The sequence below is a fragment of the Bradyrhizobium sp. USDA 4461 genome, assembly GCF_054055655.1.
Genome location: NZ_JBSRXM010000001.1, coordinates 149,411 through 171,814 on the forward strand (window position 1 = coordinate 149,411; position 22,404 = coordinate 171,814).

Annotated in this window: 24 protein-coding genes and 1 pseudogene; 13 read left to right on the top strand and 12 right to left on the bottom strand. The window is 60.7% G+C overall.

Annotation, left to right across the window (positions count from 1 at the left end; genetic code table 11):
• Positions 1 to 25 precede the first annotated feature (25 nt).
• Together ACVINW_RS00715 and ACVINW_RS00720 are read left to right on the top strand one after the other, a co-directional pair.
• Positions 26 to 406 (top strand): hypothetical protein, encoded by a 381-nt coding sequence (locus ACVINW_RS00715; RefSeq protein WP_456749538.1) that lies wholly within the window; start codon positions 26 to 28, stop codon positions 404 to 406.
• Entirely contained in the window at positions 384 to 737 is a 354-nt protein-coding gene (locus ACVINW_RS00720; protein ID WP_456749539.1) for a hypothetical protein, read from the top strand. The genes ACVINW_RS00715 and ACVINW_RS00720 overlap by 23 nt, the downstream gene beginning before the upstream one ends.
• A gap of 1,099 nt (positions 738 to 1,836) precedes the next feature.
• Here the strand turns inward: ACVINW_RS00720 and ACVINW_RS00725 are convergent.
• Positions 1,837 to 2,964: an IS630 family transposase gene (locus ACVINW_RS00725; protein WP_456749540.1), complete on the bottom strand. Its 1,128-nt coding sequence runs from the start codon at positions 2,962 to 2,964 to the stop codon at positions 1,837 to 1,839.
• Between the two features lie 281 nt (positions 2,965 to 3,245).
• Between ACVINW_RS00725 and ACVINW_RS00730 the strand changes: the two genes are divergently transcribed.
• Entirely contained in the window at positions 3,246 to 3,410 is a 165-nt protein-coding gene (locus tag ACVINW_RS00730; RefSeq protein ID WP_456749541.1) for a hypothetical protein, read from the top strand.
• Between the two features lie 1,374 nt (positions 3,411 to 4,784).
• On the opposite strand, the gene ACVINW_RS00735 is transcribed toward ACVINW_RS00730, so the two are convergent.
• Positions 4,785 to 5,102, bottom strand: a complete 318-nt coding sequence (locus ACVINW_RS00735; protein WP_456749542.1) for a hypothetical protein — start codon at positions 5,100 to 5,102, stop codon at positions 4,785 to 4,787.
• Positions 5,103 to 5,410: 308 nt separating this feature from the next.
• Between ACVINW_RS00735 and ACVINW_RS00740 the strand changes: the two genes are divergently transcribed.
• From ACVINW_RS00740 to ACVINW_RS00750, 3 genes are all read left to right on the top strand, one after another.
• Positions 5,411 to 5,638 (top strand): hypothetical protein, encoded by a 228-nt coding sequence (locus ACVINW_RS00740; protein ID WP_456749543.1) that lies wholly within the window; start codon positions 5,411 to 5,413, stop codon positions 5,636 to 5,638.
• A gap of 341 nt (positions 5,639 to 5,979) precedes the next feature.
• Complete coding sequence (locus ACVINW_RS00745) at positions 5,980 to 6,489, top strand: recombinase family protein (protein ID WP_456749544.1); 510 nt, start codon at positions 5,980 to 5,982, stop codon at positions 6,487 to 6,489.
• A 498-nt stretch (positions 6,490 to 6,987) separates the two neighbouring features.
• Positions 6,988 to 7,191 (top strand): hypothetical protein, encoded by a 204-nt coding sequence (locus ACVINW_RS00750; protein ID WP_456749545.1) that lies wholly within the window; start codon positions 6,988 to 6,990, stop codon positions 7,189 to 7,191.
• Between the two features lie 447 nt (positions 7,192 to 7,638).
• Here the strand turns inward: ACVINW_RS00750 and ACVINW_RS00755 are convergent, their stop codons facing one another.
• The 3 genes from ACVINW_RS00755 to ACVINW_RS00765 all read right to left on the bottom strand — a co-directional run bounded on the left by ACVINW_RS00755 (position 7,639) and on the right by ACVINW_RS00765 (position 8,926).
• A complete protein-coding gene (locus ACVINW_RS00755; protein ID WP_456749546.1) occupies positions 7,639 to 7,947 on the bottom strand; it encodes a hypothetical protein in 309 nt (102 codons plus the stop codon).
• A gap of 13 nt (positions 7,948 to 7,960) precedes the next feature.
• Positions 7,961 to 8,209: a hypothetical protein gene (locus ACVINW_RS00760; protein ID WP_456749547.1), complete on the bottom strand. Its 249-nt coding sequence runs from the start codon at positions 8,207 to 8,209 to the stop codon at positions 7,961 to 7,963.
• Positions 8,210 to 8,716: 507 nt separating this feature from the next.
• Positions 8,717 to 8,926 carry a helix-turn-helix domain-containing protein gene (locus ACVINW_RS00765; RefSeq protein ID WP_456749548.1) on the bottom strand — a complete coding sequence of 70 codons (210 nt, stop codon included), beginning with the start codon at positions 8,924 to 8,926 and terminating at the stop codon, positions 8,717 to 8,719.
• A gap of 53 nt (positions 8,927 to 8,979) precedes the next feature.
• On the opposite strand from ACVINW_RS00765, the gene ACVINW_RS00770 reads away from it, so the two are divergent.
• Entirely contained in the window at positions 8,980 to 9,411 is a 432-nt protein-coding gene (locus ACVINW_RS00770; RefSeq protein ID WP_456749549.1) for a hypothetical protein, read from the top strand.
• An 860-nt stretch (positions 9,412 to 10,271) separates the two neighbouring features.
• Here ACVINW_RS00770 and ACVINW_RS00775 read toward each other — a convergent pair.
• The 3 genes and pseudogenes from ACVINW_RS00775 to ACVINW_RS00785 all read right to left on the bottom strand — a co-directional run bounded on the left by ACVINW_RS00775 (position 10,272) and on the right by ACVINW_RS00785 (position 13,593).
• Positions 10,272 to 10,499: a hypothetical protein gene (locus ACVINW_RS00775; protein WP_456749550.1), complete on the bottom strand. Its 228-nt coding sequence runs from the start codon at positions 10,497 to 10,499 to the stop codon at positions 10,272 to 10,274.
• Positions 10,500 to 10,547: 48 nt separating this feature from the next.
• Positions 10,548 to 10,863, bottom strand: a pseudogene (locus ACVINW_RS00780) (DUF736 domain-containing protein).
• Positions 10,864 to 11,580: 717 nt separating this feature from the next.
• Entirely contained in the window at positions 11,581 to 13,593 is a 2,013-nt protein-coding gene (locus ACVINW_RS00785) for a ParB/RepB/Spo0J family partition protein (RefSeq protein ID WP_456749551.1), read from the bottom strand.
• A gap of 928 nt (positions 13,594 to 14,521) precedes the next feature.
• Here ACVINW_RS00785 and ACVINW_RS00790 point away from each other — a divergent pair.
• Positions 14,522 to 14,800, top strand: coding sequence for a hypothetical protein (locus ACVINW_RS00790; protein ID WP_456749552.1), 279 nt, complete (start codon positions 14,522 to 14,524; stop codon positions 14,798 to 14,800).
• 25 nt (positions 14,801 to 14,825) lie between these two features.
• Here the strand turns inward: ACVINW_RS00790 and ACVINW_RS00795 are convergent, their stop codons facing one another.
• Entirely contained in the window at positions 14,826 to 15,014 is a 189-nt protein-coding gene (locus ACVINW_RS00795; protein WP_456706886.1) for a DUF3606 domain-containing protein, read from the bottom strand.
• A gap of 103 nt (positions 15,015 to 15,117) precedes the next feature.
• Between ACVINW_RS00795 and ligD (ACVINW_RS00800) the strand changes: the two genes are divergently transcribed.
• Together ligD (ACVINW_RS00800) and ACVINW_RS00805 are read left to right on the top strand one after the other, a co-directional pair.
• On the top strand, positions 15,118 to 16,038 hold the full coding sequence (gene ligD / locus ACVINW_RS00800; RefSeq protein ID WP_456706887.1) for a non-homologous end-joining DNA ligase: 921 nt from the start codon (positions 15,118 to 15,120) through the stop codon (positions 16,036 to 16,038).
• Positions 16,039 to 16,378: 340 nt separating this feature from the next.
• The gene (locus ACVINW_RS00805; protein ID WP_456749553.1) at positions 16,379 to 16,582 is read left to right on the top strand and encodes a hypothetical protein; all 204 of its coding nucleotides are present in this window, start codon (positions 16,379 to 16,381) and stop codon (positions 16,580 to 16,582) included.
• 82 nt (positions 16,583 to 16,664) lie between these two features.
• Here the strand turns inward: ACVINW_RS00805 and ACVINW_RS00810 are convergent, their stop codons facing one another.
• On the bottom strand, positions 16,665 to 17,267 hold the full coding sequence (locus tag ACVINW_RS00810) for a cell envelope biogenesis protein TolA (RefSeq protein WP_456706889.1): 603 nt from the start codon (positions 17,265 to 17,267) through the stop codon (positions 16,665 to 16,667).
• A 143-nt stretch (positions 17,268 to 17,410) separates the two neighbouring features.
• Between ACVINW_RS00810 and ligD (ACVINW_RS00815) the strand changes: the two genes are divergently transcribed.
• Together ligD (ACVINW_RS00815) and ACVINW_RS00820 are read left to right on the top strand one after the other, a co-directional pair.
• Entirely contained in the window at positions 17,411 to 18,358 is a 948-nt protein-coding gene (ligD, locus tag ACVINW_RS00815) for a non-homologous end-joining DNA ligase (protein ID WP_456749554.1), read from the top strand.
• A 261-nt stretch (positions 18,359 to 18,619) separates the two neighbouring features.
• Positions 18,620 to 19,183 (top strand): MOSC domain-containing protein, encoded by a 564-nt coding sequence (locus ACVINW_RS00820; protein ID WP_456749555.1) that lies wholly within the window; start codon positions 18,620 to 18,622, stop codon positions 19,181 to 19,183.
• 21 nt (positions 19,184 to 19,204) lie between these two features.
• Here the strand turns inward: ACVINW_RS00820 and ACVINW_RS00825 are convergent, their stop codons facing one another.
• Together ACVINW_RS00825 and ACVINW_RS00830 are read right to left on the bottom strand one after the other, a co-directional pair.
• On the bottom strand, positions 19,205 to 19,669 hold the full coding sequence (locus ACVINW_RS00825; RefSeq protein ID WP_456749556.1) for a metallophosphoesterase family protein: 465 nt from the start codon (positions 19,667 to 19,669) through the stop codon (positions 19,205 to 19,207).
• Positions 19,669 to 20,166 (bottom strand): NUDIX domain-containing protein, encoded by a 498-nt coding sequence (locus ACVINW_RS00830; RefSeq protein WP_456749557.1) that lies wholly within the window; start codon positions 20,164 to 20,166, stop codon positions 19,669 to 19,671. The genes ACVINW_RS00825 and ACVINW_RS00830 overlap by 1 nt, the downstream gene beginning before the upstream one ends.
• Positions 20,167 to 20,630: 464 nt before the next feature.
• Here ACVINW_RS00830 and ACVINW_RS00835 point away from each other — a divergent pair, with 464 nt between their 5' ends.
• Positions 20,631 to 22,313 carry a PHP domain-containing protein gene (locus tag ACVINW_RS00835; protein ID WP_456749558.1) on the top strand — a complete coding sequence of 561 codons (1,683 nt, stop codon included), beginning with the start codon at positions 20,631 to 20,633 and terminating at the stop codon, positions 22,311 to 22,313.
• Positions 22,314 to 22,404: the final 91 nt, after the last annotated feature.

Below are 22,404 nucleotides of genomic sequence, written 5' to 3' on the forward strand. Positions count from 1 at the left end.
GAACTATCGCATCCCAACGACAATCATGGGCAGCAAGCAAGGAGCGCGAATCTTCTCTCAGATTTTGGCCGAGCCTACCTTCATGGTGCTCGGACGGTACCACTACGGCGTCTTCAACTCCTATGCGAACATCGCCAAGGACCTCGTTCGCGGATCCCGCGGCAACAAGCTGGACGCAATCGGCAACCTGTTCGCCATGGGGCTGCTCTCGTTTGCCGTCTATCCAATGCTGGACAAGGCCGCGCGGTGGATCACCGGCAACGACCACGCAGGCGGGGCCTCTCGCGATCCCCTACCATCTTTACGAAGCGGCCCGTGGCAAGGAAAACCTCACCACAGCAGCGCGCGATACATTCACCCTGTCTCCGGCCCTGTCGACCGCCATGCAGCAGCTCTCGGGCGTTGACTGGCGCGGGAAGCAAATCATCGAACCGGGTGATGTTGCCAAGGCCACGCATGGCGATTGGCGTGGCGCAGCTCGAGCTGTTGCGCAGGAGGCCGATTTCCTGGGGCGCGGCCTGGTCTCGCCCTACTCCACCCTTACCAACACAATCAACAAGAACCAGAGCATCGGCGGCGGCCTGCGGGACCAGGCTCTCGATGTCAGAAACCCGAGTCAGGGCGCGATCCGCTACGAACAGCAATTGCCTAGGAGGCTGCAAGAATCGGCGAAGACCCGCCAAAGACATCCTGTCGGGCTTGCTGAGCGTTTGGCGAACAGGGTCACTCAGCCCTAGGACATCGCTTGCAACGCCGGGATCAAGAAGGCTGCTCGCGCCGCCATGATCCATGAACGAAGCGTCAGTCCTTAAGCCCTTCCCTACCCCTAGCCATGGAATTCCCGATCAGGCAAACAGAGCTGATGTTACGTCCGCTTAGCCCTAAATAGCGGCGCAAGAGCAGATATCCCGGAACCGTCGCTAAGGGCCATAACCGGAATCACCCTACGACCGTCGGGCGGATAGAGAGGCGGACCGCCGTCATGGCGTCTGATCAACTTTTGCACAATCCTTTCGGCGTCCACTCGTGATGCAAAGTAGTTGGCGGCTTGTTAGCGTCATGAAGGATCAGCACGAGCGCGCGTCGCACCTCGGTCCCCGTTGCGGTGAGATGCATGGGCGGTCCACCCGGGATGATGACTGGAGGACCGCCAACTCGACCAATCTGCGTGCCGGCCGGAGTTTCGAGACACGTTTCTCCAGCGACCGTATACCAAGCTTCCGGGCCAGAATGCGTATGCGCCGGAGCCGTCATGCCTGGCGTGAATATCGCTTCCATGTATTGGGCCGCGTAAGTGCCTGGTGAGATGGGTAGCGGCCCGATTGTCGTCACGTGCTCCCCGCCACTCGCTTGCCAGGTAGCATCCCCTATAGTGAGTAGCCACGTCTTCCCGAGTGCATCCACAACGCTGCTCCGATTCGTTTTTGCGGCTTCCGCCGCTGCGCGTGTTGGAAAGGCATCTAGATGCCAAAATGTTTCCGTTCCAGTCAGCTCACCCACCGTATCATTCGCGAGTATCCAGCACCCCACTTCCTGCGTCCGTTCGGTATACGGGCGACACACCCCGCCAGGAATGGTCACCAGTTGACCGAGAGCTGGCTGACAGCAAACAAGAAGAAGTCCAAATGGCGCGAAGCACGCAACTTTACGCATGAGGCCCTCCTGATATTTGGAGCGCATGTCATAGCACGACTTCATCGCCCTTGAACTTCCGCAACGGGTCAAAGGCTGTTCCCGGCAGCCAGTATGCCCTTAGTCGGATCCCCCCTCGGGGGCGGACATCGCCGCGCTCTGGGCTGAGGTCAGCCTCGGGCGAACAGCAGATCTTTCTCAAGATCATCTGTATCGCGGGTCCTTGTGGTTGCTACTCTCCGAAAATGTGGACATTTCCCGCTCGCTGCCCCAAATCTTATTGCCCGCCCTTTTCGGATGCTCCTGGAAGTATTGGTTACGTTCAGCGAAATACCTGTCGATTGCTCGCTTAGCCTCGTCAACAGATGGATAGTCGCTGTTGTGAAGAATTGCTCGTGCCATTCCGCTGAACACTGCCTCGATGACGTTTAAGAATTGCGCGCCTGCGGGCAATGGCGCGGTCTCTACCCGGGTGGCGCCAGTGACCTCTGCCATCACGTTGTTTGATGCGATCCGACGCGCGAGTTGTTTGGACATGTGCCGCGAAGCCGCGTCCCAAGACAGATAGAGTCGCGACAGGTGGCGATTGCAAGCTAGCAATTGATCCAGCAGCTTGATTATCTCCGCGGTGTTCTTCCTCTCTGAATAGAAGTGTGTCACTTGGTTTGTCGAAAGCTCTAGGGCTGCGGTGATTATCAACGTTCCCTTGGATTTCTGCCATTGAGGTACCGAAACATTCACGCCTGGAGCAACAAGGCTCCGCCCGCCGCGCTTTAGAACTGCGACTGGTCCGAACTCGTCGACCGAGAAGAAGCCCTCATCGGCCCGTAAGTCCCGCAGAATAGATTGCACGTTGTCTAGTTTTTTTCGGTACTCAGGGTCTTTACTTGTTAGGACCTGCTTTGCCTTTAGCCATCGATAACCAGCAGCACGGATGATGGAATTGATGTTCCGCCTGCTCAGGAGCACCCCGGCTGTCTTTAGTGCTTGCTGCAGATCATCGCGCTTCCACGTCGACCGATTGAAGCCGAAATCGGACGGCGGAGAATGAAGGACTTTGAATACTGCGTCTCTTGCAGCGACAACCTCGGCTTCTGACTTAACGCGCAGTTTCGGACCTCGCCGTCGCGGCAGCAAATCACTTGTGAGCCCGCTAGCAGCATAGCGGTTGTAGTACTTTCGAAAGGTTTGCGAACCAGTGCCATGATGCGCGTAGAAGTCTCGCACCTTGGTGAATGCCGTGGAGTTTCCAGATTTAACAGCCTCGTACTCCCTGATCAGGAGGCGCCATTGGCGGAGATAGCTTCTCTGAATTGTTCCATCGGATTTCATGACGCGCCACCCGGCGGAGACGTTCGCTAAGGGCTCAAAAGCCGCCCATTGCGGTCCGCTTTACTTTGGTCGTTTACCCCGCGAGAGCCGGATTGCAGTCTTCCAAGCAAGGAGCTGCTACGGGGCGCGCGTGGGAAATCTGGACGTCCATATCTAGAGGCGGCCAACGAGAATGACGGAAATTTGTGCGCGAGTGCTGTGAATTGCTTCACAGCGCTATCTCAGATCAGGCCTAGGATGACGGCGCGCAACGAAGCGCAATTCTGAATAGGAAATTGGTCATGGCGATCTTGCACACCATGCCGTCTTCTGTTCGCAGTTATGACGGCCTGATTGTTTTTGGCTACGCAGCGTTTTCAGTATTGATGCTCGCCACAATCTATCTTGCATCGGGCGGGCCAAGCTTCACCAATGCCGATCTGGCGACTATGACGATGATGCCGTAATGCGTTTGGCATCGTGGACGTTCTTCAGCGCGCTTGTTTTGGCCGTAGCCGTGTGGGCTCTACTCGGCCCGCCGGAGGCGGACGCGACAAGCGCGCTTCCTGCGATCTCAAGATTGCACTGAGCTGAATGAAAGACGCCGTCAAATGAGGCGGCCTCAGTGATAGCGTTTGCGTAGATGCCGGATTTGCTTCCGATACTCCTCGACGGCCTCCCGCACTAGCTGGCGCAGTCGTCTCGATTTGACTTCGTCAAGATCGCGTTCAATTGCCGTTAGCAAGGCTTCGGCTTCTGCGAGTGTCTTCACGGCTTGCGATTCGCTTTTAAGAAGCCGCGCGACCTTAGGCGGCCTCCGCGTTTGAGTGGCCCCAGCAACATGGGGGCCTTGTAGGGGAAGGCTCGTTGCTGGGGCCAGCTACCGGCCCGTTTGGTGCGTGCGGGCCAGGTTCTCAAACAAGCAACGCCAGAGCGGCAATTGCGATAGGGCAAACGCCCAGCGCGACGATGCCTACTCGGACGAATATTTCGGCCATGGCACATCCCCGATAGTCACTGCGCTTATGATAAGTTAATCGCGGAACTTTTCCGTGGAAAGTGCAGTTTGTGCCATCAGCGCCTTAGGTCGCAAAGAGGGCAATGAGGGCCAGCACAGCAAACGTAATTGAGGCGAATGCGGCAATCGTGATGGCGCGGTCCCGGGTCATGCCCGGCATGTTTCGGAACATTGCCGATGCGCCCGTTGATCTGGGCCAATTGCGTGCGCTGATTGATAAGAACGGATAGCGACCTATGGAATTTGATATGCCCAGAACCGTGAATAGGGTCTCTGGTAGTCCTACTGAGAACACCGGCTAACCCTTGGTTGCCGCAGGGTTAAGTCCAAACTAGGCCACTCGAAATTTCAAAGCAGGCCACTGGGGATGGAAACAGGCCAGCACCGCCCCGTGCATGGGGACAAACCATGACGCCAGTACGTATCAAGAACGGCAAGTAGGTCCGCTCTGGGTCCACGCTGACTCTCACGGCCCGTTCGCCGCCACCTTGCGGCTTCGTTTACAAATTCGGTTTCGGGGCCCTAGATATTTTTGGGACACGTTAAGCGGCGCGCGACGGGGCTGCCGTGGACATGGGGGACCTAGGGGGTCCATCGAGCGCCAACGCGTGAAGCCTGGCGCGGCGTGGGGCCGTCGTTTAAATCTCGAAGCGCAGGAGAAAAAATTTTGGATCTTGCACGCGCTCGCGTGCGTCAGCCGGCGTAGTAGCGATGCCCGCTGAGCGCGTTCAGCACCGCGCGTTGTGCCTCCTCGGCAGCTTGCAATTCCCGGAGGATGCTAAGAGCTCTTTCCTCACAAGTGCTCGACGTGGTCATACGCGCGTCACGAACCCGACGTGCTCCGAAACGCACGGGCGAGCTTGTCTCGTATGACAACGAACCAAGCCCATAGCTTCGCAAACCAGTGAAGCTTCAGCAGCTTTGGCTTCACCACCGCGAACAGTCGTTCCACAATGAGTAGACTGGCGGCATACGCTGCGATGATCATCGCTGTGCCGCTGATCCAGTGGCCTTCACCCGCCACCGCTAGAGCGATGAGCTTCAAAGGCTCAACCAGACAGACCGGTACGGCTAACAGCGTGAGTGATTGGTAGGGACCCAGTTTCTCTATGGCTTGCCGCAAGCTAGTCACTCCCAACATACGCATCTCCCCCACATACGCATCCGTCCGCTGAAATTTTTTGCCGCCGGGCGCGCCACAGATCCGCCGACCTACGTTTATTTTCCGACTCGAGTATGCCTGCAACCCGGGGGGCCCGTCGCGGCCAAGAGCTGACATGGCCAACAACGGGACCAGCGCGGCCAGTTGACCAAGTGCGGTGCGCGCTTTTGAGGCTGCAACTGTGCTGCTGTGCTTTCGTTCCTGGCCGACCGGACCAACGCTTGTCCGGCTCGCAGGTGCCGGGCGGGTGCGGGAACCCGCCGCCAGCGCGCGCGTTTACGCACCCCATGACCACCATCGACATCATTCGCACTCGCGACGGGACCTATGCCGTCCCCCTCAACGACGACGTCGTCGCAGTCGGACTAACCAAAGCCGCCGCGTGGCGCGCGGCGGAGCAGATGGTGATGTCCGACACCGCCGAGGACGCGCTTCTATCACCCCCTCCCGCGTCCCCAGCACCGGCTAGGCCGGTCAGCGAACTCATGGACTACACAGCAACGCCGCCCGCTTGAAATCAACTGCGGGCGGCGTCGGTCCAGCCCCGGGAGGGTAGCGGCAAAATCCTGGCTCGGATGAGCGAGCAACTTACGGGCCAAGCTAGTCTCGGAAAGACTGGTGTCATTGGGCCCATGGCTGCAAAGCCGCTCGGGCCACCATGGGCATCAAGCGCCACGGTCCTATTTGCAAAACTCCTAAGTTTCGCAAGAAATAGCTGAACAAGCAAAATCGGCGGCTCATACTTTGGGAAAGTTACTTGCGAAATCGGAGACGAAAATGGCGACCCTCGGTTACGCTCGCGTCTCGACCAAGGACCCGCACCTGACCGGTCAGCTGGAGGCCCTCAAGGCCGCCGGTGCCGATACCATCTATCGCGAGAAGACCAGCTGGCGCCCGCGCCGATCGCCCCCAACCGGCGAAGCTTATGGCCGCTATGAAGGCCGGCGACGTGGTCCTGGTCACCAAGCTGGACCGGCTCGGCCGCTCGACCCGCGAACTGCTCGACCTGATCGAGTGTATCGGCAAGGCCGGCGCGGTCTTCCGCAGTCTCGGAGATCCGCTGTTCGAGACCTCATCAGCGCAAGGCCAGCTGCCCGCGACCAAGCTGGCTGCTATCGCGCAATTCGAGCGCGCACTGATCGCCGAGCGCACTGGTGAAGGCCGCAAACGCGCCATGGCAAACAAGGTCAAGTTTGGCCGCAAGCGAAAACTGTCCGATTGCCAGCGCGAGGAAGCGGTGAAGCGTCGGGCTGCCGGTGAGAGCCTGGCGTCGATCGCAAAGTCCTATGCGGTCGATGTCAGCATGATCTCGCGCTTGGCGCCGGGATACCGCGCCCCTTTCGAGGCCGCCGCCGCAGACGCCTGAAGTAGACCAGCCATCCATCGCGAGGGGGATTCCTGGCAATCGCGTCCTGGCGCTCGCGGCCCTCGAGGGCGCAGCGCATGTGGGGGTCTCTTCGCCCTCCCCAGCCAGGACAAACAAGGGCGGACGCGCGTCACGTTGACATAAGAAAACATGTGCCGAAGGCGAGCAAGCCAAAGGATGCCACGACTACGGCGTCGTACACGGCACATGCAATGTCGATTTCGCGCTCGTTCATCTGGCAATCCTCGCGTCGGATTGTTTGCCCCAACTTGATACACCCAGCTTGGGCTCATCCCCCAGCGGCTAAGGGTGGTACCGTAGTCACACGGGACTCAACCTCCGCGCCTCAGATTTGAGGGCCGCCCGCCCTCGGCGCGACCACTGCCAGCGGCCCTCGTAAAGGTAAGCGCTACCTGTTCGAGTTGGGTCCGAGGACGATGCGGGGGACGGGCCGCGGGCTCCACCGTTCGCGATTTGAGACCGGCCAAGAGGAATAGAATGGGCTTTGGCAGCAGGATGAACGAGGCCAAGGTGCGGATCGAGGCTGCGGCAGGGTACGATGAGCCCTGGTGCACGCAGCTTGAGCCCGAGCTGAAAAACGTAGAGTCCATTTCGACCCACGCCATCATGGATCTGCTCCAGGTCAATGCAACGACTGCCCGAGGACGCCGCGTTGCCGCCGTCATGCGCACCTTGGGCTAGGTGCCGATCCGAAGCCGCCGCCTGATCGGAGACACGCGCACGCGCGGATGGGCCAAGCCCCTAAGGTCCAGTTCGGCGCACTGAAGCAAAGCACCCCGTGCGGGTTACCGGCCGAGACGCGTGCCGGAAGAAGCTAGGCGGTGCGCCCCGGCGCCTTGCCTCGAGCGGGTTGCGGGGCCTGCGCAAGAAGCGTGCATCCCCGTGCGTGCCACATCCCAGGCCTATAGATGCACACGTGGCACGCATGCACGCGTGCCCGTGCGTGCCTCGTCCGGGCCTTGGCCTCAGCTTCGGCTCGGCTCTGCATAGAACTTCACGTGAGGATCGCAGCTACAGCCCTTCCCGTCTTAAATCCGACAACCCTCATCGTGGTAAAATACCATGTGTGAGAACACGCCGGGCTTCCCGATGACCTAGGGCCCAACTTCCGGCAAATAGCGGACTTAGTCATTGAAGAACCGGTTTTGCCTCGCGATTGCCGCCTTGCGACGCCGCTGACTGCGCGCCGGTCAAAACGAGCCTGGAGTTTGGGCGAGACGGCCTGCCATAGCTCTCGACACGAATCCTGCCGGCTTTAAGGGCATCGCGCATGGCCTGTTCGAGATCTGGTTTTTTGACCCGAATCTCCTTGGCTTCCTGCTCGCCGGCGAACGCGGTCGGCGCGTAATTCCTGGCGCTGGCCTTGTCACTGACGTTACGCCCCTCGGCCTCGAACCGGCGTAGCAGTGCCGCAAACACGTATTCCGCTTTGGCCATGCGGGCGGCCTTATCAAGACTGGAAACACCAGCTTCTTGGAAGAAACAAGCCTTTTTGGTAGCGCAATACTATGCCTTCGCCGAGCGGCGCATATTGGTTCTTCTTGTATTCAAGCTGGCGAAGATCATTGTCGGGCTGCTCTCCATCGTCCGCGTTGACGCTCTTGAGATACTGCCGGAAACGGAAAGCGCCGTGCCATGCTGTCGAACCAGACAGGCCCGATCCGGAGTTGATGCCTTGCGGGCTCGGATGGCCCAGCACCGTTACGCTACCTGTTCCAACGAGACTGTCTGTTAGCCGACCGAACCCGGAGCCAGTTTCGAAAGACCCTCCCTTCTTACAAGAGTGGTCAACCTAGACCTATCGGGCTCTATAAGGAGTGGCAGACGATCGACGTATTCCATCTGCGCATCGTCGAACAGTCCGTTTGGGAGCCGGCGCACGCTTAGACTAGAAGACTGAAAGGGGCAGTCGCTTGCGCACAATGTCATCGTCCACCCGAAAGGCCTTGGGAAGGCTCCGCGGTCGAGATCAAGGGAGATGGCCGCACCGGTTGGCGAAGGACTCTTTCCGGAGGCCCCTATTACAGTTGGGCATACGCGGCAGCGGGGGGAAGGACTCGAACCTCCACCCCAAGTTTATGACGCCGGAGCCCGGCCCAACAGTGACTATCGAAATTGGCCCTGTCGCACGAAGCGAAATTGTCGCCCTCGTGGCACCATCGTGCGGGCGCTTTACAACTTTCGTAACTAGTAGGACGCTTGCTAGTCACCGTCGGCGAACCAACTCCTCCGGATCGACCCTTAGAGCCTTGGCTATCCGCTCAATCACCAAGAGCGATGGATTTCTTTTGCCGCTTTCGACCCCGCTCAAATACGTCTGATGGACCTCGGACAAGCTCGCGAGCTCTTCTTGGCTGAGCTTTCTTGCCCGACGTAATTCTTGAACGTTGAGACCGACTCGATCCTGCAAGCGCATGCAGGACAGCAAGAGAATCTGTGCTGTCTAGCCCATAGACTATGAGTCATAAAATGGATATCCTTCCCTCCTTCCATGAAATTGGGCGACCTATGTCCGCAAGTCCGGTTGAGCTGAGCCTCAGTCCCTTCGTCAAATGTGGGCGAGAAATCTCGAACGTCGGCTATCTCGACGTGTCGACCGGGAGAGTTGTGGCTTCACTGGAGATCCCTCTCGGGCTGATCGAACACGCGGTCCTCGCTAACGTGTCCGTGGAAATAGCTTTGGCAGGCGACGGTAGAATTGCGTCCTCCGTCGCTGGAGAGGCAACCGCTTGCACGTCAGTCGTCAAGACGGTTTCCATTGACCACCTAATCCAGGAGTTCCTGGCTGGCGACAACCTGCGTCTGGAAGAAACGACACAAGCGGAGCTGAGAACGCTCCTGAATAGGCTTCAAGATTCAGCTCGTGCGGTGCAACGCGCGATCGCGTCGTTCGAACGTTGAGCAAATGAGGCGTGAGAGCGCCCAGCGAGGCTCCGCTATTGTGTTCGGCCGAAGGCTCTTTGGCGATCACCGGCCGATGCCGATTTTCCGCTAGTGTGACGTTAGCCAGAGCGCTGGCCTTTCGCGACACAAATCGGCGCGCGAAGCATCTTCATGCCGGACTGCTAAGCGCCGACAGGCGCCGACTCGCCAACCGTCTGGCGACAGTGTCGCGGTGAGGCCCTTCCTGGTCCCTCCCATATAGCATGATGCTGCAGCGCATGCCCATGAGATGAGGCATCAGGACAATGATGATGTGGAACTAACGGCGCGCCGCCGTGTCCTCGCCGGCGAGCCCAACGCCTGACGGCGTCGTGATGGAGATAGCGAACATTGATATCGTGACTCTGGTGTCGCCAGCCAAAGAGCGACACATGCCTGCGAAACATGCTCATGTTCCGACGCTCCACTTCGGCACACCTTCATTCGACGCTCACAGTAAAGATGTCGAACACTGCTGACTGCACTAATAGCCCTTCGTTCAACAGCCCAAGCTTCCGTCCAAATTCACCATCGACTGCTAGGTGGTCCCCTCGTGGCGCGTGGCCACACGCTCGCGGCCGCGGACGCAATCACCAAGACGCGTCTTGGCCTTGGCCTGGCTCTGGCGACATCGCGGACCGTAACAGCGCTAGCTCTTGGATGTGCAGACAACCACTTAGCCGCCTTTTGGCGATAGTACTTTTATCTTGCGCTCTCCTATTCTTCACGTTCACCCCGCTCACGCTTCCTCTCTATGCCGCGACGAGGCAATTGCATCGACGTCACGCAACATCGCCGACCGCGCGAATCCCGGTGCGCCGTGCGGGTTTGCACGCTCTTCAACGGCACAATTTCGCCGCCGCAACGGTGCGTCGGCGCACCTGGAAGCCGACGAAATGCCACCTGCGGACGTCGAAAATCGAACCAGATCCGACGTGAAATTCCGTCCGTTGAACTCGAAGTACCGCGCAAAAATCCGTCGAATCGATCGCATTTTTGCTCGCGACGAAGCCCTCTTTTCCGATAGCAAAATGCGCTTCAGCCTCCTGCCAAAGCAGCGCAAGCACGCAAGAAAGCCCCGCCTCCGAGGAGGCGGGGCCGATGGTTGCGGCCGATCAGTCGCCGCTGCGGCGCGACCAGATCAGGCTGAATCCGTCCTCGCTCGCCTTCGACCTTCACCAGCGAGGCGTAGATCGGGGCCGGGAAGCTCGGATCGTCGAGCTTGACCGAGAGATATTCGCGATCGCTGTCGCGGACGGTCTTCTTCCAGGCGGCGCCGAACTCGGTCGAACCTGCGAAGATCCGGTAGTCGGGAGCCTTGTCGTTGTCCTTTTCGGATGCGACGAGCTTGGCCTTGATGTTGAGCGTCAGCGTCTTGATCGAGCCGGTGTAGCCGTTGTCGGAAGCGGTGAAAGTGCCGATGGTCGCCATGATTATCTCCGTCTGTTTGCTCGGGCCGCGTCCATCGCAGCCTCGATGGCGATCCCTTGCCCGGGGAGCGATCGGCCCGCAGCCTTTAGGCCCGCAGCGCCAGCGGAGGACGGCGAAAGCCTGCTTTTTTGTCTTTCCGCGAGGAATGCCGCCACTTCGCGGCAGGGGAAAAAAGCAGGCGTGAGCTGTTGCGGGAAGGCGATCGAGGCGCTTGCCGTCCCCCGGGCCTGATCAGCCCAATCGTGACTGCGTTGGACCCGAGCCCCATGACGGAAACTGAAGGAGATTTCCGTGGCGACGGCCGGCTACACCGCTTTGGTAACGGCTACACCGGCTCGATCAAGGCGATATCCGCACATCAATGCCAGTGAAGACTCAGCCGGATTAGCGCATGGGAACCCGCCAGATGTTCGCATGGAAAACCGGTCACACCGCCAGAGCTATTGTCCGCCCTAATGCGCTCTCGACAGGCACGGTGAAGGCACGATCTGAGTTTTCCGGCACCGGTCTGCGCCTCGCTGGTGAAGGTCGACGGGTACGCGGTACAGCCACTTGGCTGCAGTAATCTACGTCGATCTGCTGAATCGTGCCGTCGATCGGAAGGAGGGCTTGCGTGGAAATTGCCGCTTTGCACCGGTGAACCGGCCGCGCGCCGTCAGGTGCGCGGCCGAAAATTTTGATCACGCCGGGGCCGCCCACGCGGCCCCGGCGAGGGTTTCACTCAGCTGCTTGCGGATGCGGTTCAGAGCCCTCCACCTTGCTTTGCACGTCGGCTTGCCCCTGCGGCACGGCCGTTCGCAGCAGCGACGGCAGCCAGTCAGTTGCGGCCAGCAGCTGCTCGGCGGACTGCGCCATGTCGGCCTTTTTCATGTCCGAGAGGCGCTCCGCCGCCTCCCCGCCGACGCCTTCGCGGACAGCTTCCAGGATGTTCGCCTTGGTGACGCGGCCAAGATAACTGCGCACCGTCGGGTGCCAGTAGGCGGTCATGTCGAGGGCCACGGCCTCGGCCAGACGGCGGCCCGCCGCCAGCGCACGCGGCCTCCGGTCGAACGGCAATTTGACCGCATTGACCGTGAGCGCGACGCAATACGCGAACAGCGCCATGCGGCTGTCGTGGTCGAGCTCGGCCACGAACTCCCACAGTCCGGCGACGTCCTTGGGCATCTGCCGTGCCCAATTGGCATGGCGATCCGACCACAGCTTGCCGGCGGGTGTGTCCTCGATCCCGTCCGCATGAGCGGCCAGATCGGTCTTCACCGGCTGGATGCCGGCCACATGCGCGGCCGCGCCGACATAGAAGATTTGGGCGGCAAGTGCATGGGTGACCGCCACGATGGCGACGTCAGGCTGCTCGCTCAAATTGAGGCGCAGCCCCAAGGTTCGGTGCGCGGTCAGGTCGCGAATGAGAGCGTCGGACAGCTTCTGATCCTCGTCGTCCTCGTCGCTCGCGCCCTCGTCGTCTTCGTCATCCGGCGCGCCCTCCTCGCCTCCTCCGTCCTCTTCATCCCGCGCCTCGGCGCCACTCTCGGGGTCGGTTTCGGCCCCGGGCTTTTCGTCCTCCGGGCGAATAAAACCCCGCTCGACCCGCACCGTGCCGTCGTGATTGAGGACCACAAAGGCGCCGCCGCGCGCGACGTCGGCGGCATCGTAGGCCTGTTGTTTCGCCTCCAGCCGCACGATCTCGGACTCCAGTTCACCGAACCGTGCGTCCACGTCGTCCGGCAGTTCCTCGGCCGTCTGATGCTGCTCGGTCAGCCGGTCGAACTCGTTCTGGACTGCCAGAAGAGCGGCCTGATCCTCCGCCGACAGCTCGACCGGATGCGGGTAGACCCGGCGCATGCCGTGGGCATGCGGGAAGTCGAGATGGGCTTCTGTCCATCGCCATCCCTCGGCTGCCCGCAGGCTATCCGCCTCGCGGCCGAGCCTTGCGGTCACCAGCAAATCGAGCAGCGAGACGTCCTCCAGATAGCCGCCACGATCCTCGGTAAAGAGGTCGCGCAACACCGTGCCGCCCGCCTCCATATAAGCCTCGAGCCCGACGAAACGCGCCCGCCGATCCGTGGCCGCGACATGGGTTTCGGTGAGCAGACGCCGGATGGTGGCAGCATCGGGGTCGAAGGGCAGGCGCTCATGGACGGCCTCCTGCCGGGCATGATCATCCGTGATGGCAAACGCCATCAGCTGCTCAAGGGTCAGATCGCCGTCGCGATAGAGCTGCACCAATTTGGGCGACACCGCGCCGAGCCGCAGGCGTTGCCGCACCACATGCGCGGTGACGCCGAAGCGGGCCGCGATCTCCTCCGCACCGAGCCCGCGCTCGTCCGCGAGCTTCCTGAACGCCTCGAACTCGTCGGCCGGATGCATCCTCTCCCGGGTGACGTTTTCGTCCAGGCTGATTTCGTGGGGGTCGTTCGCGGTATCGATGACGCAGCGGATCGGCTCGTTCTTCTTGATCTCCTTGCGCTTGACCCGCAGCAGCTGGGCCAGCCGCCTGCCCTCCCCGATGGTCACGCAGAAGAACCCAGTGGCTGCCCCCTCGTCATCGACCTCCGGCTCGACGACCAGATTCTGCAGGATGCCTTTGGCGGCGATGCTCGCCGCCAAAGCCTCGATCGCCGCCTCGCTGTGCGGCGTCTTGCGCGCATTCTTCGGAGACTTCTTGAGCTTGCCGAGCGGAATGCGAACCTCAGTTCCATCAGGTATTCCAATTGATTTGGCCGACATGATCATTCTTCCTTTTGCTTACATGGGTGCAAGGCGCACCACGCGCCTGCGCCCCTGCCCGTCGGCGAGACCGGGGGTAGCAAGTGCCAGGGCGACCCGGGCGGAGGGGTATCACCCGCCCGAAGGGCCGCTTCGCGAGAAGCGGGTCTGCACAAGCGCATGCCACGTCGTCCAAGGTCGGCAGAATGAAAACAGCGCGGAAGACCGGGGAGACCGCTCGGGTCGGCGCCGGCATAAGCCGGCGCTTCACCCTGGCGCGCGCGAGGGGCAGCGCCCCATAGCCTCGACGATGAGAGCGCTGCGCAACCCGAAAGAAGTGAAATCAAGCCAGGAGTGATAAGATCAAAGGGCAGCCGACGACAGGGCAGTGATAGCGACGCGGGCATGCAATGCCCGCGGGCACCGAGGCGACTGCGGTCGCGAGACCGGTCAACAAGGCACCCGAGCGCGGGACAGCGATAGCGACGCCGGCATGCAATGACGGCGGGGCCCGCGGGCGAGTGCCTCCGGCGAGCGACACATTATATATCTATACGTGATACATCTATAGTTGCGCGAGGGATCGCAGCCGGGATGGCCGAGACGCTACGCGGCTCGGTGCACAAGAGCCCGCTGCGGTCATTGCCGCACGCGCCCAAGCGGAAAACCACGAAGATGTAATTCAGAGAATCTGGGCTCCGCCGGGCGCTATTGTCTGCGCATGATAGATTAAAAATCCGGAATCCACGGAGATCACCTCTTCAACTCTTCTTACCCGCCTGGCGTCGTCCCTTCGCAAATGTCGGGCCTTCAGCCGGCTCCCCACTGAGAGAGAACAGTTCGCCGCGGCCGGGCATGGAACTCTGCAGTTTGAGCTCCGCCGTTGAGAATCCCGTTGTGGTAGGAAGGGAACGAATTGCGGACACAACGATTCGTCGTATCGGGAGCCATTTCGATGCTGACGACGAGTGAACGAAGGCCGCCGATACGTACGCTGCGCGGATGGGCCATCAACGTGCTCCAGGAAGCGGGTGCTATCCGAGAGTGTGAGGAGCACGGTTGGATGAAGGACCGCGCCGACCCGCATGCGCGAGAGCGGGCCCTCGATATCGCACGTCGAGACCCGCCAACAGCCCTCTCCTCTGATGCGGCGGACGCCGCGGTTCGCGACGTGCTGGACGGGATCGGTGATACCTGCCCGGAATGCCCTTCTGGCGAGGAGGACCGGCGCTAAGCAACCACGCCGACCCGTCTCGTGCTCAGCGGCCTAGCCGTTTCTCCACGCGCTTGCGCGCGTTGCCGACCTTCTTGACGGCCTTTTTCACCGCCAGCGCCGACTTTCCAGTCTTCTTCGCCTCGTACCGCACTTCATAGTCCTGCCCGCCGGCCACCCGCGCTCGGTCCTGCTTTCGTCCGCGCGCTGTCTTGCTCTTCTTCGCTACTGCCATGGCTGTCTCCTGTCGTACATCGACGCAACGCGACAGGGATTCCGAGGTTCCGGAACGATTCGAACTGTGCCAATTTGAATCGGCTGTAGCGTGGAGTTCTTCAGTGGCGTTTCAGCGTAAAAAGCCGGCGGCTATCGGCGCCAAGGCGCCGCTGCCCGGCTTCATCGAACCGGCCCTGGCCACCTTGATCGAGAAGGTGCCGTCCGGAGAGCGCTGGATTCACGAAATCAAGTTCGATGGTTACCGTGTTCAGGTCCATGTGGGCAACGAAACGGCGAAGATCTTTACCCGGCGCGGCCACGATTGGACGCATCGCTTCAAGAAGGTCGCTCACGACGCCTGGCGCATCAAGGCGAACTCGGCGGTGGTCGACGGCGAGATCGTGGTACCGGCTGCCGACGGCACGACCGACTTCTCGGTCCTGCAGAACGAGCTCAAGGGCAAATCGAAGACCATCGTGCTCGTAGCATTCGATCTGCTCTATCTGAACGGCCGCGACATCCGGAAGCTACCGCTTTTTCAGCGAAAGGCCGAACTCAAGAAGATTGTAGGCGGCACCGACATCCAATTCAGCGAAAGCTTCGAGATAGAGGGGCGCGAGATGTTTGTACATGCCTGCAAGCTCGGCCTCGAAGGCGTCGTCTCGAAGGTCCGAGACAGCGCCTACCCGAAGGGACGCACAAATGACTGGGTCAAAAAAACCTGCGTGCAGCGTGAGACGCTGACCATTGCCGGCTTCGCACTCGATGGGACGAAGTGGGACGGGCTTTATGTCGGCCGGCGCAAGGGCGACGATCTGGTCTATGCCGGGAAGGTGGACCATGGGTTCAACAAGGCGTCAGCTACCGACCTTCAGAAGCGTCTGATGCCGCTGATCCGCGAGACGCAGCCTTATGCAAAGCGGATTGCCCACAAAGGAATCTGGGTCGAGCCCAAGCTGCTGGCCGAGATAGAGTACCGCGCGAAATCGGCGGAGGGGAAAGTCCGCCACCCCTTCTTCAGGGGGCTCCGGGAGGATCTGTAATGGACGCCTTTGACCGCTTCTGGCCGTGGGTGGAGAAGCCGCTTGATAGTCCTCTGACGATCCCCGCGGAGCTCCATCGAGCGTTGATGGAGCTGTCGCCGGAGGACAGGCGGGACCGCGCAAAGGTCAATCAGGCCGCAGCACGGGCGGTTTCCCACCGATAGTTTACAAGCGATCGCTGAATCCGAGCACCCCGGGCGATGCCAATCTCAGTGATCTAGCTTGAATTGGCCAGTATCCGAACTCTTGACGCGGCATATGATCCAGTCATCACGGCAAAGGCACTTGCCGCGCCCACCGGTGGCTGAGAGACCGATCGCGCTGCCGCCTTGAGCCACCAATGTCTCATGAGTCCGAACGTTTCATCCTCCCCGCCGCCATGTTGCCGGAGGACGTCAGATCGTCGAAAGGCAGAAAAATGGTGATCCGCAAGCGCGGTGCAAATACCGAGGAAGCTCTGAAGCTCCTGGCTCTCTTCGAAGCAACGCAGAATATCTTCGAGGATGATCTTGAGCGCATCTTGCGGGAAGACAGCAACGGTTAAGCTGAAGATCTGGCAGTTTGGATTGGCGATTTCCGATCTGGGCGGCCAATCAGGCCTAGTCTCGAGATGCTCGCTTCGAGATTCAACCTCGTGCCCGTCGTAATGCGGCTTCCAAGCGGGCCTTCTCCCTTTCCCAACGCGCTTCCTCGTCCCTCGCACTTTCCTCAAGAACCTCGAACTGTCGTTGGATGTCAGCGGCCTTTCCTTCGTGCTTGCGACGGGCCGCGTCGAAGACACCTTGCGCCCTGTCGACGGCGTGCTGCCGTCGCTCGCGCTCCTTCTGCCGGTCGGCCTCTTCCTTGGCACGTTCGCGCTCCCGCCGCTGCTGCTCCTTCTCGAAAGCAAGTGCAGCCTTCCGATCGGCCGCATCGTCCTGGGTCCGCCTAGAAGGCTTCCGCGGTTGACGGCGGCCCGTCTTCTTTAAACTGCCGCTGGCAAGGTCAGTAGGTAACTCGGCATGCTCCCTGAATGGCCCGTTGGAACCGACGGGTCTCTTCAGAACGACGCCCGGCGCAGCCATGGCAGCCTCGATGACGTCCGGATCGCCGCTTTCCTTCGCCGCGCCCTGATGGAAGAGATTGCTGTCGGCGCCCCAGGCTTCGAGGGCCGCTTTCATGGAGGGAGCGGCGATCGCCAGATCGAAGAAGCCGAGAGAGGTCTGGTAGGTTTTCAGTTTTCTGGCCATCGGTCTGATCCGCCCTCGCCCGGTCAATCCTCGAGGTCTCGCAAGCCACGATGCTTTCGGAACACGACGCTGCCCCGAAACGTTCCCTAATCCTTGAAGGACGTCCATGCATTTCGCAACCTGCTCTTAAGGATTGGCCTCGAATGAGCCGGACGTCGACCCTGCCCAAGCGCCTGCAGCCGATGCTCGCCACGCTCACCGACGCGCCGTTCGATGACCCCGGCTGGGTATTCGAGGACAAGTACGACGGCTTCCGGATGATCGCGGAAATCCGGAAAGGCAAGGTTGCGCTCTACAGCCGCAACGGCAAGATCATCAGCCGCAGCTATATTGAGGTCGCCAAAGCGCTGGAGGGCGTGAAGGGCGACGCCGTCATCGATGGCGAGCTTGTCGCGCTCGGTAAGGACGGCGTTTCGCATTTCCAGCTGCTTCAAAACGCGCTGCGGCATGAGGCGAAGTTGCTGTACTGCGCCTTCGATCTCATGTTTGAGAACGGAGCGGACTTGCGCAACCACCCGCTCCTCGAGCGCAAGAAGCGGTTGAAGGCAATTCTGCCGCGCAACAAGCTGATCGCCTTTAGCGCTCACCGTAAAGGCAACGGCACAAAATTCTTCGCCGAGGCCGACCGGAAGGGCCTTGAAGGCATCATGGCAAAGCGCGCCAACAGCGGGTATGCGTCCGGCAGCCGGACCCCCGATTGGCTGAAGATCAAGACGGCAAAGCGGCAGGAAGTGGTGATCGCCGGCTTCACGGCGCCCAGGCGCACCAGGCCGTTCTTCGGCGCCCTGGTCCTTGCCGTGCGGGAAGGCGACGCATGGCGCTACATCGGACATGTCGGCACTGGCTTCAGCCACAAGGTCCTGGAAGACCTCCATGCCAGGCTCGTGAAACTGACGGCCCCGAAGTCACCCTTTCCTGCCAAAGTGAAGGACGAGGCCGCCACGACATGGGTCAGGCCTTCGCTGGTCGCCGAGGTCAAATTCGCGGAGTGGACCAGCAAAGGCGAGCTCCGCCAGCCCGTCTATCTCGGGCTCAGGTCCGACAAGCGGGCGAAGGATGTCGTGCGCGAGCGAGAACGTTCACGTAAATAGCGATCCCTTCGGTCCGAACCGGCAAACGGAACGCATTTGCGCATTTGCCCATTATGTACGAGGGTGGATTTCGGCCGGCGCCTGGATGAGGAATCCTGCTCCGACGCAGCAAAGATGAATCATGACCGAAGCAGCGTCCGACGAAGGTCTGCGAGCCGGTGGGATAACGTCCCTGATCGCTCCAGCTCGCGAGCAACAAAGCGAACTCCATGCCGCGCGGCATCGTCGCCGCGACAACGCCCCCTCCAGCCCGACGGATCAATGGACCACCTCCTGGAATTCCCTGCTCTACAAGGATCAGTCGTCACTGTTGCGATCGACGCCAAGCATCGGTTCAGCAAGACTCCCTGCCTCTCCATCGTTCTGAAGACGGGAAAAGGCGTCGAAGGCGACGCCCACTACGGCCAGTTAGTCCGGCATCGATATCTGGCGCGCCAAAACCCCCGGGCACCAAACCTGCGGCAGGTTCACCTCATCCCGAGCGAACTGTACAAGGCACTGCGAAACTCGGGCTTTGACGTTGGCCCCGGGGATCTCGGCGAGAACATCACGACGACCGGGCTCGATCTCGAGAGGTTGCCTCTCAATACACAATTCCGCATCGGCGCCTCGGTGAACATTCGGCTCACTGGCCTCCGCACGCCCTGCATTCTCATCGATCGCTTCAAGTCCGGATTGAAAAGCCGATTACTAGCCGAAACGCCGAATCCGCCATTCCGGGCTGGCGTCATGGCGGTTGTGTCCGAAGGCGGCGAAATATCACCAGGCGATCCCATCCGTGCCGTCCTTCCGGATTGCCCTCATCGGCTTCTTCCTCCGCTGTGAACTCCCTTCGCCGCTGCGTGTTCAGCCGCCTCCAAGATCGTGGATTTCCGGTCGCAAGCCCTCGGGTGTGATTTCGAGCGTCGCAAGCGTGATCGGAAGGTTGAATCGCCGCGGTCCTGCGCTACCGGGATTGAGGTAGAGAACGCCGCCGACCGTCTCGATCTTCGGTACGTGGGAATGCCCGGAGACGATCACATCAATCGCCGCGCCGGGATCGGCCTGCAGCGTCTTCAGGTCGTGCAGGAGATAGATCGCCTTCCCCGCCAGACGGACGAGCTTCGTGTCGGGATATTCGCGGGCCCATGCGCCGCTGTCCACGTTTCCACGGATGGCGGTGACGGGCGCAATCCGGCGAAGCGCGTCGACGATCTCGGGCCGGCCTATATCACCAGCATGAACGATGTTGTCGACCCCCGTTAGGCGTCGCTCCGCCTCGGGCCTCAACAGGCCGTGCGTGTCCGAAATGATTCCAATCCTGAAGCTCATTACCCAGCGCTCTCACCCACGATCGCCAAAAGTCGATCGAGAAGCTCGACCTGCCCGGAAAGTATTTTCGTGCGTGCAGACTCGATATCGAACCATTCCGCACGGTCGACTTCGGGAAAGCTCTGCCGCCGTCCGCTTCGGGGCGGCCATTCGATATCGAAGGTATTGCTGGTGAGCTCCGCCGCGTCAAAATGGCACTCTCCGGCGAATGCCATGACGCGCTTCCCGCCTTGCTGTCGGACCTCCCCTAGTTCTTGCAGCCGACCAACCGAGGCAGTGTGGCCGAGTTCCTCGGCAAACTCGCGTCGCGCGACCTGCTCTGGATCGTCCAGTGCATCGATTTCGCCCTTTGGGATAGACCAGGCGCCCCTATCCTTGTTGCGCCAGAACGGACCGCCAGGATGTACGAGCAGCACTTCGAGCCCGCGACCTCCTTCACGGTAAGCCAGAATGCCCGCGCTCACTGTCGATCTCGTCGAATTTCTGCGGGGAGCCATCGGTGCTCAAAACTCCGTCTCGGGGTAGGCCTGGAATCAAGACGAACGACATGGGTCGGTTCCGATAGCGTCTCGTTCTCTTTCCTCTGCTGATGACCGACCCTCAAGTGCGATCCTCAGATTGGAGCCAAACCCGCACGGGGCTCCGACAAGAACAAAAAATCAGGACAAACGTTAGATCGATATGTCGGATGCTTTCCACTATTTTAGGGCCCACGCCATCCGAGCCCTCTGCAAGGCACGGGCGATGCCGCTCGGAAGAATGAAGCATCTCCAGGCCGTGGTAGGCAGAGTATACCACCTCCTGATGAAGGAGGCCGCGTTCGGCCCGAACCTGCATCACATGGACGATTTCCGAGCGGCACAGAAGCTTGAGAAATCGCTGGGCTCAGGTTCGGTACCGAACAATGCGTTTCGTCCGCTCGACCACACGGAGCGGACTGAGGGCGACGGGAGGCCGCTGAGTGGCCGTCGCTGAGGCCCAGCAAGTAGCAAAACTCCTGCGCGAGTACGCGCAACGCACCGCCATGCGGGGCGGCAATCCCTACCGTGCCAAGGCCTATGCCCGCGCCGCCGACAATGTCGCAGCGCTCGCAATCCCACTCGAAACGTTGATCGAGGAGGACCGGCTCACCGAAATTCCGGGCGTTGGCGAAGCCATTGCCGACATCATTTCCAAGCTTCATCGGACGGGCAGCCATCCAAGCCTGGAGAAGCTGCGCAAGGAGATCCCCGCCGGCGTACTCGAGATGCTGACGGTGCCCGGGCTGAGGCCGGAGAAGGTACTGCGGCTTCACAAGGACCTTGGAATCGCCTCGTTGGCGGAGCTTGAAGCCGCCGCCAGGGACGATCGAAGCCGTAAGGCCAAAGGACTTGGCGCGTCGCTTCAGACCAAGATCCTGCAGAATCTTCCGATCGCAAAGAGCGGCGAAGGCCGATTGCATCTGCATCGCGCCGCGGCCCTGATCGAACATGCGCAGGCATCCCTTGCAAAGTTGCGCCCCGACCTAAAGCACATCGCCGTCGCCGGCGACTTCCGGCGCGGCTGCGAACTGGTGGCCGAACTCGTCCTTGTCGCAGAAACTGCCAAAGACGAAGACGCCCCCACGGCTCTGAATTCTTCGGGACTGAAGGTCCACCTCACCGACCGAAAACATTTTGGAGCCACGCTGCTGCAAGCGACCGGATCGGCCGAACACCTCGAACAGCTTCGCACGCTCGCCCAGCGCAAGGGCATGACGCTGCAAACAGACGGCCTCCGGAAGGGCCGGCGCATAATGGCGGCGAAGGAAGCGGACATCTACGACGCGCTCGGCCTGCCGTTCATCGAGCCCGAACTGCGCGAAGGGCGCGGCGAGATCGAACGGGCGCTAAGGGGCAAACTGCCCGAGCTCGTCACCGACGGCGATCTTCACGGAATTCTGCACTGTCATACCGACGCGTCCGATGGCACAGAGACACTCGAGACGATGGCGAACGCCACGCGAAAGCGCGGTTATCAATATTTCGGAGTGGCGGACCATTCCAAGTCCGCACACTACGCCGGGGGGCTCTCGGTCGAGCAGATCGAGGAGCAGCACCGCGAGGCCGACCGGCTCAACAGGAAGTTCGGAAAGGAATTCCGGATCCTGAAGGGGATCGAATCCGACATCCTGGCCGACGGCTCCCTGGACTATCCCGACGATGTCCTCGATCGGTTCGATTTCGTGGTCGCCAGCATCCACGGCCGCTTCAAGCTGGATCGGAAAGCGCAAACCGACCGGCTTCTGCGAGCCATTTCCAATCGTTATACGAGGATCATCGGACATATGACGGGACGCCAGCTCCAGCGCCGCCCCGGATACGACATCGACATCGAAAAGGTGTTGCGCGCCTGCGCCAGGAATGACGTTGCCGTCGAGATCAACGCCCATCCCTGGAGGCTGGATCTTGACTGGCGATGGCACCAGGCGGCTTTAGACTTCGGCTGCATGATGAGTATCAATCCGGATGCTCATTCGATCCGCGAACTCGACCACATGCACTGGGGCGTCGAGATGGCGCGCAAGGGCGGTGTATCGCCGAATCGGGTTTTGAACGCGATGTCGTTGCCGGACATCCTCCGCTACCTAAAACACAGGGGACGCGCAGGCGCACCGGCCGCGTAGTCCTGCCGAGAGCGATAAATAACCACCAATGGTTTATTCAGAACCTATCGTCCGTGATTAACTCTCGGTCGTATTTTGACACCAGAATGTT